Raw genomic sequence first — 10,248 nt, 5'->3', positions numbered from 1 at the left:
CGGTGTGGTGATCCTGGCCGCGTGGGCGGTGGCCGCTGTCGGCGGCCTGCTGCTCCTTGAACGCAACAGAGGCCGGGACCGCCGGGGGCAGAAGCTGTCCCGCCGGTCCCGGTGAGCCGGCGGGTCAGACGTTGATGCCCAGCCGGTCCAGCGGCTCCACCAGTTCCTCTTCCTCGTAGCCGAGGTGGGAGCTGAGGATGCGGTCCAGCAGCTGGGCGAGGTCCTGGACCGCGCTCATCTGGCTGTCGTCCTGGACGAGGGTGACCAGGGCGGCGTCGAGGCGGGCCAGTGTCTCGGCGATGACCTCGTGCTCGTGTTCCAGTTGTTCGACGACAGGTCCCAGTGATTCCTGTTTCTTACGGAGCTCGGGGAACATGAACTGGTCCTCGATGGTGTGGTGGGTGGTGAGGGTGCGGCTGTAGGCGGTGCAGAACGTTCCGAGGGTCCAGTAGTTCTGGCGCAGCGTGAGGCTGTTGATCATTGAGCGGGCCGTGGCGGCGTCCTGCTGGCCGGCCGCCACCTGTGCGACCGCCTCCCGGATCTGCCGCATCTCCTGGCGCAGGTTGTCGTGGATGAGTACCAGGCGGGTGCCCGTGCTGCCGGGACGGCCCGCCGTCAGCTGCTGCTTGGGGGCGCGGGGCCTGCTCGATTCGCTCAGGGGGTCGGCGGACCAGAGGTCGATGCGCTCGGGTGCCTGCTGTCGGTCCTGGCCGTCATTGTCGGCGAAAGCCGCGGAGTCCACGGATGCGTCCTTGGGCGCGGCGGGGGATGTGCCGCCGCGGGCGGCGCTCACGGCGTCTCGGACCAGTGGGGCGACTTCTTCGGCGAAGGTCCGCAGATCGCGCTCGGCGTCCGCTGTGGAGGGAGCCAGGACGAAGCCGCTCATCCCCTGGGTGAGGGCGAGTTCGGTCAGCTGCCGCGCCCACAGCTCGGGGGGGCCGGTGAGGAAGCCGTCCGAGGCGAGGCGGGAGAAGCGTCCGGTGACGGTGTAGATGCGCTGGATGGCGGCGGGGTCGCGGCCCGCCGCGTGGGCGGCGTCGTCGATGGTGCGGCTCATGCCTGTCAGCTCGCTCGGGGGCGCGTACATCGACGAGGGCAGCCAGCCGTCTCCGAGCCGGCCGGTGAGTTCCAGCATGCGCTTCTTGTACGAGCCGATCCAGATGCCGATGGGGTGTACGGGGAAAGGGCCGGGGCGGGCTCCCTCAAGGGAGTAGTAGCGACCCTCGAAGTCCGTTGCAGACCCCGGTGACCACATCGACCGGATCACCGTGATGGCTTCGTCCAGCGCATCGACTGCTGCACCCGGTGTGCGGCGGGGGCCGCCGAGTGAGGCGATCGCGTCCCAGAACGCGCCTGCCCCGATGCCGAGTTCGGCACGGCCGCCGCTGAGGATGTCCAGTGTGGCCGCCGACCTGGCCAGGACGGCCGGGGGGCGCAGGGGCAGGTTCGCGACAGCGGGGAACAGCGTCGCGCGCTCGGTCCGGGCCGCCAGGTGGGACAGCAGGGTCCAGGTGTCGAGGAACGCGGGCTGGTAGGGATGGTCCTGGATGCCGATGAGGTCCATCCCGATCCGGTCCGCGAGGGTGGCCAGGCGTATGAGGTCGTCGTGCCCCTCGGCCGTCGGCGTCAGGAATGCGCCGAACCGCAGGTCGTGTCCGTAGTCGGTCATGAGGGTGTGGTGACTTTCCGTGAGTGGACGGCCGCCTTGGGCGGCCGGGTAGGTAGGCCGGTCAGCGCGGCGCGGCGGGTCAGCAGGTGTTGGCGGACTGGTCGAAGCCGACCGTGCGCCAGATTTCGCTGAGTGCCGTGAGCTGCTCCTGCGTGAGTTTGTCGAGGAACTCGCTGCGGAGGTTGGTGAGATGGACCTTGCGGGCGCGGCGATACGCCTTGGTGCCGGCGTCGGTCAGGACGGCGTCGAAGCCGCGGGCGTCGGTGGGGCACTTGCGCCGTTCGACGAAGCCCTGGCGTTCGAGGTCGTCCACGATGCGGGTGAGTCCGCTGCGGCTGATCAGCAGGGAGGCGGCGATGTCCTTCATCCGCAGGCGGCCCTCGGGTGCCTCGGCAAGGGTGAGCAGGACCTCGAACGACGACATGGGGATGCGTTCGGCCGCCACGAGTTCGGTGTCGAGCGTGCGCAGGAGCCGCAGATGGGTGGAGAGCAGTCCGAGCCAGGCGGCCCGCTCGGCGCGGTTCAGCGGGCGGGCCGGTGAGGCCCCTCTCGGCGTGTCCTGGCGGACGCCGGGCGCCGGGGCCTCGGCCGCTTCGTTTCCGTTCTTCAGGCTCATGGCCCCCTCCGAAAAGTTTGTTTCGCAACGAATCATATCCAAGACTTCCGGGAAGAGGTCGGGCCCGGCAGAGCAACTCTGCCCGGGCCCGACCCGTACTCCCCGTCCCGGTGTGCTCAGGCGCGGGGCTGGGGGAGGATCAGCTTCTCGAAGCCGGTGACCATGCCGTACTCCAGGCGCAGGGCCTCCAGGACGGAGTAGGCGTGGTACTTGGTCATGACGTCCGCGCCGGAGAGGCGCTGGGCCCAGGTCTGGCCGTTGTCGGTGACCTTCTCCAGGGTCTTCTTCGTGACGTAGTTGGTCATCTCGTTGAAGTAGTTCTCCCACAGGACCCAGGCGTTGCTGAACCCGATGCGCTCGATGTACTCGAACTCCTGGCCATGGTCGAGGGCTTCCTTGGAGAACTCGACGATGTCGTTGGTGTAGTCCCGTGACGCCTTGGCGTCCTCCGGGGTGCCGTAGCGGTTGACATGGCCGGAGACGACGCCCTTGAAGTCGTAATCGAGGATCCAGTCGTGGGCCTCGGCCCAGCCGCGGATGTTCTCGGAGGCGTCGCAGTGCTTGAAGGCGCTCCATCCGGGGCTGATGATGTCGATCGCCGCGAGGGCTTTTTGCTGGGGCGCGTAGATGAAGATATTGCCCGGGGTGTGGTTGACGCCGTGGTAGTCGAGGTTGAACCGGACGCCGTTGACGTCGAGAGTCTCGCTCTCGGTGATGGTGTCGGTGGGCACGGGCAGTCCCCGCTCGCCGCCGAGGTCCGGCCAGCGCTGGATCATCTCGCGGGTGTAGTCATGCGCGATGACCTTGGGCTTGTCGGCAGCGAAGATGCCGGCGGCACCGATGTGGTCGGAGTGCCAGTGACTGTAGATGAGGTGGGTGACGGGCTCGTCGGTGACCTCCGCGATGGCCCGGTTGAGGTTCTCACCCAGCAGCGGCGGGGCGTCCACCACGACAACCCCGTTGCCGGTGCGCACGAACATCGTGTCGTACGCCCCCGAGGTCACGTAGTACGCGCCGTCGTTGATCTCCTCGACGTGATAGCCCTTGGCCAGCCGGTCGGGCAGGAACAGAGCGCCGTAACCGTCCGCCGGTATCGGCCGGTAGTCGGCGAGGGTGTTGAGCGGCATGCCCGCCGCGCCGAGCTGGTGGCGGTCGGTGGGAGTGCCGGGCTTCTGGTAGTCGTTCATGATGCGTTGTCCTCTGTGGTGTGGGTGTAGGTGGGAGGGCGTGGCCGGTGATGGCGTGCCGCACTCCCGGAGTCCGGGGATGGCGCGGGTGGTGTGCCGCTACTCCCCTGTGAGTGAAGGCGGGAGTGCGGAGCCGGTGGTGCCGCACTCCCGGAGTCCGGGAATGGTGCGGGTGGTGTGCCGCTACTGCCCGGTGCGCAGCACGGGCTTGATCGCAGCCCCTGTCCGCGTGTCGGTGACGGCCTGGTTGATGTCGTCGAAGCCGTAGTGGGCGATGAGCCGGTCGAAGGGGAACCGTCCGGCCTTGTAGAGGTCGATGAGCTGGGGGATGAACAACTGGGGGATGGAGTCGCCCTGGGCGATGCCTCGTACGGTCCGCCCGCCGAGCAGCGCGTTCATGTTCACGGGCGCTTGGGCTCCGGCGGGGGCCCCGCCGATGAGGGCGGCGGTGCCCAGCGGGGCGAGCGCGTCGACGGCGAGGGTGAGCATCTCGGGCCGCGCGGTGATCTCCAGGACGTAGTCCGCGCCGGAGCCGGTGATCTCCGCGATCCGCGCGGCGGTGTCCTCGTCCCGGGCGTTGATGGTGTGGGTGGCGCCCAGCTCCCGGGCGAGGTCGAGCCTTTCGGGGACGATGTCGACCGCGATGATCGGGCTCGCTCCGGCGACCTTGGCCGCCATGACGGCGGCGAGGCCCACGGTTCCGGTGCCGATGACCACGACGGATGCCCCGGCCGGGACCTTGAGTGAGTTGAGCACCGCGCCCGCGCCGGTCTGCAGGCCGCAGCCCAGCGGTGCGAGCAGCTCCAACGGCACCTCCTCGTCGACCTTGACGACATTGCGCTCGGTGGCGAGGGAATGGGTGGCGAAGGACGACTGCCCGAAGAAGTGGCCGTGGATCTCCTCTCCGTCGGCGCTGAGCGCGTTGGAGCCATCGGGGCGGGAGCCGCCGAAGTTGAGCGGGAAGGAGTACGCGCAGTAGGCGGGGTTGCCGCTGAGGCACGGCTTGCAGTGGCCGCACGCCTGGTAGGACATCACCACCCGGTCGCCGGGGGTGAGCGTGGTGACCGCGTCACCGACCCGCTCGACGATCCCCGCACCCTCGTGGCCCAGCACCGCGGGCAGGGGGACCGGGAGTGCCTGGTCCCGTACGTGGATGTCGGTCTGGCAGACGCCCGTGGCGACGACCTTGACGAGTACCTCGTCGGGGCGGAGCCGGGTGTCAAGGATGAGGTCCTCGAACACGAACGGGCCGCCTTTCTCCCGGACCACCGCGGCCCTGACGGCGGCGGCCGACGGGCCGGGATCGCTGTGCGTGCGCGGGGAGGAGGAGTCCTCTGCTGCCACCATGACCAATTCTCCAAACCGGATGCGCTCCCGCACGGGCACGAACGGCCCGCCGGCGGGGGTGGTGATCCATCGGCCGCTCGCGGCGGCGTGGAACGGAACCGAACGAACAGCGGGCACCGGCGGGCTGCCGGCAAGCCACCATATAGTTCGTTCTGCAACGAAGATAAACACGCCTTCGGCTGTGGGTCAAGCGGTGCGACTTTGGTTCATGAGCTGCCGATGCCGCTTCGGGGATGCCTGCCCCTGTGACGACGCTGGAGGTATTGTGGTTCGTTGTGGAACGAACTAGATTCGTGTTTCACTGGCCTTGGCAAAGAGCCGTCCGGCCAGCAGCGTTTGTCCGGTCTCACCTGTGCCGGACGGCCACGCCCGCAGGGCGTCCGCCGGCCACCTGACCACCATGTCTCCGAATGTCCAGGCGTGCATGCGGGCGGAGACGACAAGAGTCATTGGAGGAACGCGGATGAGCACCACCATGCGGGCCGTCCAGCTTGACCGTCCCGGCCCCCCTGCATCGCTGCATTTGCGCGAGCTGCCCCTGCCCGAGCCCGGCGAGGGGTGGGTCCGTATCCGGGTCGAGGCGTTCGGCTTGAACCGCTCCGAGTTGTATCTGCGCCTCGGGCTGTCCGAAGGCGTCACCTTCCCCCGCGTCCCCGGTATCGAGGCCGTCGGCGTTGTCGACGCCGCGCCCGGAACGCGATTCCGGCCCGGTCAGCAAGTCGTAGCGATGATGGGAGGAATGGGGCGCACGTTCGACGGCGGCTACGCCGAGTACACGGTCGTTCCCCCCGGGCAGGTGATCCCCATCTCCACGGACCTGCCCTGGGAGACGGTGGGGGCTCTCCCGGAGATGCTCCAGACCGCTTACGGCTCCCTCACGGTCGGCCTCGACCTCAGGCCGGGGCAGACGCTACTCATCCGCGGCGGCACCTCATCCGTGGGCCTGGCGGCCACTGCCATCGCCAAGGAGATGGGGGCGACCGTCCTGGCCACGACCCGCCGGGCCGACCGGCTCGACGCCCTGGCGTCCCACGGCGTGGATCATCCGATCCTGGACGGCGGCGAGATCGCCGGCCGGGTGCGCGAACTGGTCCCCGGCGGCGTCGACGCCGTGCTGGAACTCGTCGGCACGCCCACCCTGCGCGACTCCCTGCGCGCCGCACGGGTCCACGGCACCGTCAGCAGCACCGGCATGGTGTCGCACCAGTGGATGGTGCCCGACTTCTTCCCCCACGCCTACCTCCCCAACGGCGTGCGGCTCACCGCCTACGCCGGCGACGCGTCCGACCTCCCCGCGCCGGTGCTCCAGCACTACCTGGACGCCATCGCGGCCGAACAGTTCACCGTCCCCGTACACCAGGTCTTCGGCCTGGAACAGATCCGTGAAGCGCACGCTGTGATGGAGGCCAACGAGGCCGTCGGCAAGCTCGTCGTCCGCGTTACCCATCCCGGCCCGTAAGCCGCCCACCGGTGCCACACCCCACAGACATGGGTGCCGTACACCCACAAGACGCCCACTTCAGATGTTCCGGATTCCCAGGAGATAGCCCTCATGTCCTCCACCACCGGCACGGTCCACGCCCGCAACTTCATCGACGGCGACTGGACCGACTCCGACACGATCACCGAATCGCTCGATCCCGCCACCGGACAGGTGTTGGGCACCTTCGCCGACGGCGGCGCGGACGAGGCGCGGGCCGCCATCGCCGCCGCCCGCCGGGCCTTCGAAGCCGGCGACTGGTCCCGCGACCGCGACCTGCGCGCCAAAGCCCTCTTCGAGATGGCCGATCGCATGGCCGCACGTCAGGACGAACTGATCGCCCTGCTCTCCCGGGAGAACGGCAAGATCCGCTCCGAGGCCGCACTGGAAGTCGGTCTGACGATCTCCAAGATCCGCTACTACGGGGCCCTAGCCCTGACCGAGTCAGGCCGGGCGTCCGAGGTCAAGCCCGGTCTGTACTCGATGACCCTGCGCCAGCCCGCCGGCGTCGCCGGAGTGATCGCGCCCTGGAACTCGCCGGTCATCCTCTCCGTCCGGTCCTTCGCCCCGGCCCTGGCCGCAGGCGCCACGGTCGCCCTCAAACTGCCGGGCCAGACCGCGCTCACCAACCACCTGCTGTTCGACATCATCGGCGGCACCCCGTCACTGCCCCGGGGCGTCTTCAACGCCTTCACCGAGTCCGGCAGCGCCGGTGCCCGGCTGATCGTCGCCAGCCCCGATGTGGACGTCCTCAGCTACACCGGCAGTACGCATGTCGGCCGCAGCATCATGGCCGACGCTTCCGCGTCGCTGAAGGGAATGTCCCTGGAGCTGGGCGGAAAGACCCCGATGATCGTCTTCGACGACGCCGACCTGGACGCCGCTGTCCCGGTGCTGGCCAAGGCGGTCACCACCTTCACCGGACAGTTCTGCATGACCGGCAGCCGGATCCTGGTCCAACGGGGTGTGGCCGACGAATTGCGCACCCGGCTCTCCGCCGCCCTGGAAGCGGTACGGGTCGGTCCCGGCGACGACCCGGCCAGCGAGATGGGTCCGCTCATTGACCAGGCGAACGCCGACCGTGTGCACCAGGCCGTCGCCGACGCGGCCGAGTATGCCAAGATCCTCGTCCGGGGCGGCCGGGTCACCGACGGCCCGCTGGCCGCGGGCGCCTTTGTCCGGCCGAGCCTCGTAGAGGTCGAGGACGTGGACCGCCCGATCGTCCAGAAGGAGATCTTCGGCCCGGTCGCCACCTTCGAGATCTTCGACGACGAAGCCGCCGCGATAGCCCGCGCGAACGCCACCGAGTTCGGCCTCGCGGCCAGTATCTGGACCCGTGACGTCGACCGGCCGCTGCGGGTCGGCCGCGAACTGGACGCCGGAACCGTCTGGACCAACACCTGGGCCGTCATCGTCGACCAGATGGAAGAGGGCGGCTTCAAGCAGAGCGGCGTCGGGCGCCTCAACGGCGAACGCGCGCTGGAGGAGTTCCAGGAGATCAAGCACTTCGTGCACCCGGCGCCCCGCCACTCCTCCTGACCAACCCCGCAATCTTCCGGAGTGGCCACCCCTGGGACGGCCGCTCCGGCCCCATCCGTTTCCAGGAATCAGCCCCACAGAGACATCCGGCAACGGAACCCTCACGATGAACACACCCCCGACGCCCGACCCCTACGAGGACCATCTCGTCCTTGAGGCCGAAGCGCGCCGTCTGCTGTTCACCGGCGCGCGCACCGCGAACTCCTTCACCGACGAGCCCGTTCCCGACGAGGCCCTCAGGGCCATCTGGGAACTGGCCAAATGGCCACCGACATCGGCCAACATCAACCCCATGCGCGTGCTCTTCCTGCGTACGCAGGAAGAGCAAGAGCGGCTGATCCCGCATCTGGCGGAGGGCAACCGCGCCAAGAGCGCCTCCGCCCCCGTCATCGCGGTGCTCGCCTACGCGCGAACCCATTGCTACTCGACGTAGTGCTACACAGCGTGAGAAAGGACAAAGGACAGACATGAAGGCAGCAGTAATCCATGAGTTCGGCAAGGCTCCGGTACTCGCGGGCTTCCCCCAGCCCACCCCGGCGAACGGTCAGCGCGTCGGCACCCTGGTCGCTGCGGCGCTGAACCCGTTGGACCTGGTCATCGCCGGTGGCGGAATGCCCCACCGGCGACCGGCGCCGCCGTTCGTCGCGGGTTACGAAGGGGTCGTGGAGTTCGACGACGGAACGCGCAGCTACCTCATGAGCCCGCCCGAGCCATACGGCACCCTCGCCGAGTACGTGCCGGTGCCCGATGAATTCGCATTCCCCGTCCCCCGGGACCTCGATCCCGCACTGGCGGCCGCACTCGGCGTCCCAGGACTGGCAGCATGGCTGGCCCTTGAGTGCCGCGGCGGCCTGCAGCGCGGGGAGTCCGTGCTGATCCTCGGCGCTGGAGCAGTGGGCCAACTCGCCGTCCAGATCGCGAAGGTCCTCGGAGCGGGGCGGGTCGTCATCGCGGGCAGGAATCCGGCCGCGCTGAAGAAGGCCATGAAGAACGGAGCCGACGCCACGCTCGATCTCGGGACCAGCGAGGCGTCAGCGGTCGATGCGTCGCTGACCGAAGCGGCACCCGAGGGCTACCACGTCATCGTCGACCTGCTGTGGGGTGACATCGTCAACCGGGCCATCGAACACGCGACCATGGGGGCTCGATTCGTCCAGGTCGGCAATGCCGCCGGCCCGACGGCGCCACTTGCGGCGCCGGTCTTCCGGAACAAGCACATCAGCATCATCGGCAGCAGCGTGGTCGTTGCCCCGGTCGACGTGCGGCGAGCGGCGTACCAGCAGCTCACCAGACACGCGCTTGACGGTGCCCTCACGGTGGACCTGGAGACCGTCAGGCTGGACGCGATTCAGCAGACCTGGCAGCGTCTCCAGCAGGGCGCACCGCACAAGCTCGTTGTCCAGCCATGACCTGCGCGTGCAACCCGCGGCCGGACGTTTCGCCGCGGAGCGTACTGGCCATGTCGCTCTGGTAGAGACACCACAGGTCAATGCGCGGGTGCGGGATCTGCGCCGCGCGGTGGCCGACGTGGGGGGTGGGCCAATGACCTCGCCTCGGAGGCGGACGATACGGCTGTGGGGCAGGACACCCTGGTGGCGGTCATCGCCGGGGAGGACGCCTGCCCGGGTAGCGGTGGCCCGTGTCGGGCTGGCCACCATGATCGATCGACGCTCGGCGAGACTGCACCTGGTCGACGGGTCACGCTCTGCGACCGGAGGAACATGGCCCCGGGCTCGGACGAGAGGCTCACCTGCCTCAAACACGGCCCCATGGGCCCAATCCGCCCGCTACGCCTGAACCCGCCGTCGCGAAGGTGCGGTCTCTGCGTCACTTTCCTGCCCACCCTGCCTGCTTGACCAGGCACGCTGTATAGTTCGTTGCGCAACTAATTAAATGTGCCGCTTCTGGGTGCCGCGGCGGTGAGATTCAGTCGGCCGGCGGGCGGCCCATGACCCGGCATTCCGGATGTGCTCCTCGTTGTCGCTCCTTCCGACGCCAGGGTCTGATTTCCACCAGCAAGGAACAGAGAAATGCCTGACATACACCCCCCTGTGCTCCGGATCGATGAGGTCTCTGTTCCCCAGAGACGGAAAGGCTTGTCCCCGCGCCAGTGGCTAGCGAGGGTCCAACCGGTGTTCCTGCCGGTCGCGGTCGCCGTGGCGACCGGTGCGATCTTCATCAGCGTGTACCTGGCCGCGTTCCACGCCCCGGTGCCCCGGGGGCTGCCGGTCGCGGCGGTGGGCACCACGGCCGAGGTGTCGGCGGTGGCAAAAGCGCTGCCCGGACATCGGCCGGGCGCCCTGCGGGTCAAGCAACTGCCGGATGAGGCTGCGGCCCGGTCAGCCGTCGAGCACGGCGACGTCTTCGCCGCGTTCCTGCCCGGCGGTGACCCGCGGCTGCTCTACGCCGG

The 10,248-nt window shown here is 68.9% G+C and carries 8 protein-coding genes and 1 pseudogene; 5 read left to right on the top strand and 4 right to left on the bottom strand.

What is annotated here, in order from left to right; all coding sequences use genetic code 11:
- Nucleotides 1-124: 124 nt before the first annotated feature.
- The 4 genes from ACWDO5_RS33605 to ACWDO5_RS33590 all read right to left on the bottom strand — a co-directional run bounded on the left by ACWDO5_RS33605 (nt 125) and on the right by ACWDO5_RS33590 (nt 4,819).
- Complete coding sequence (locus ACWDO5_RS33605; RefSeq protein ID WP_450534346.1) at nt 125-1,669, bottom strand: LLM class flavin-dependent oxidoreductase; 1,545 nt, start codon at nt 1,667-1,669, stop codon at nt 125-127.
- Nucleotides 1,670-1,748: 79 nt separating this feature from the next.
- Entirely contained in the window at nt 1,749-2,285 is a 537-nt protein-coding gene (locus ACWDO5_RS33600; RefSeq protein WP_450534345.1) for a MarR family winged helix-turn-helix transcriptional regulator, read from the bottom strand.
- A 116-nt stretch (nt 2,286-2,401) separates the two neighbouring features.
- Complete coding sequence (locus ACWDO5_RS33595) at nt 2,402-3,472, bottom strand: MBL fold metallo-hydrolase (protein WP_450534344.1); 1,071 nt, start codon at nt 3,470-3,472, stop codon at nt 2,402-2,404.
- Between the two features lie 183 nt (nt 3,473-3,655).
- Nucleotides 3,656-4,819, bottom strand: a complete 1,164-nt coding sequence (locus ACWDO5_RS33590; protein ID WP_450534343.1) for an NAD(P)-dependent alcohol dehydrogenase — start codon at nt 4,817-4,819, stop codon at nt 3,656-3,658.
- 463 nt (nt 4,820-5,282) lie between these two features.
- On the opposite strand from ACWDO5_RS33590, the gene ACWDO5_RS33585 reads away from it, so the two are divergent.
- The 5 genes and pseudogenes from ACWDO5_RS33585 to ACWDO5_RS33565 all read left to right on the top strand — a co-directional run.
- Nucleotides 5,283-6,278 carry a zinc-binding alcohol dehydrogenase family protein gene (locus tag ACWDO5_RS33585; protein WP_450534342.1) on the top strand — a complete coding sequence of 332 codons (996 nt, stop codon included), beginning with the start codon at nt 5,283-5,285 and terminating at the stop codon, nt 6,276-6,278.
- A 93-nt stretch (nt 6,279-6,371) separates the two neighbouring features.
- A complete protein-coding gene (locus ACWDO5_RS33580; RefSeq protein WP_450534341.1) occupies nt 6,372-7,838 on the top strand; it encodes an aldehyde dehydrogenase family protein in 1,467 nt (488 codons plus the stop codon).
- Nucleotides 7,839-7,944: 106 nt separating this feature from the next.
- On the top strand, nt 7,945-8,271 hold the full coding sequence (locus ACWDO5_RS33575; protein ID WP_450534340.1) for a nitroreductase family protein: 327 nt from the start codon (nt 7,945-7,947) through the stop codon (nt 8,269-8,271).
- Between the two features lie 34 nt (nt 8,272-8,305).
- On the top strand, nt 8,306-9,247 hold the full coding sequence (locus ACWDO5_RS33570) for a quinone oxidoreductase family protein (protein WP_450534339.1): 942 nt from the start codon (nt 8,306-8,308) through the stop codon (nt 9,245-9,247).
- 723 nt (nt 9,248-9,970) lie between these two features.
- Nucleotides 9,971-10,248, top strand: a pseudogene (locus ACWDO5_RS33565) (ABC transporter permease); the annotation flags it as partial.

The sequence above is a fragment of the Streptomyces sp. NPDC000880 genome (assembly GCF_053599675.1).
The sequence above is the reverse complement of the archived record's forward strand: the minus strand, read 5'-3'. Positions and strand labels throughout refer to the sequence as shown.

Excerpts from the sequence above, each read along its gene's own strand:
- ACWDO5_RS33600 (WP_450534345.1), bottom strand. The coding sequence starts at position 2,285 with ATGAGCCTGAAGAACGGAAACGAAGCGGCCGAGGCCCCGGCGCCCGGC.
- ACWDO5_RS33590 (WP_450534343.1), bottom strand. The coding sequence starts at position 4,819 with ATGGTGGCAGCAGAGGACTCCTCCTCCCCGCGCACGCACAGCGATCCC.
- ACWDO5_RS33575 (WP_450534340.1), top strand. The coding sequence starts at position 7,945 with ATGAACACACCCCCGACGCCCGACCCCTACGAGGACCATCTCGTCCTT.
- ACWDO5_RS33580 (WP_450534341.1), top strand. The coding sequence starts at position 6,372 with ATGTCCTCCACCACCGGCACGGTCCACGCCCGCAACTTCATCGACGGC.
- ACWDO5_RS33605 (WP_450534346.1), bottom strand. The coding sequence starts at position 1,669 with ATGACCGACTACGGACACGACCTGCGGTTCGGCGCATTCCTGACGCCG.
- ACWDO5_RS33570 (WP_450534339.1), top strand. The coding sequence starts at position 8,306 with ATGAAGGCAGCAGTAATCCATGAGTTCGGCAAGGCTCCGGTACTCGCG.
- ACWDO5_RS33585 (WP_450534342.1), top strand. The coding sequence starts at position 5,283 with ATGAGCACCACCATGCGGGCCGTCCAGCTTGACCGTCCCGGCCCCCCT.
- ACWDO5_RS33595 (WP_450534344.1), bottom strand. The coding sequence starts at position 3,472 with ATGAACGACTACCAGAAGCCCGGCACTCCCACCGACCGCCACCAGCTC.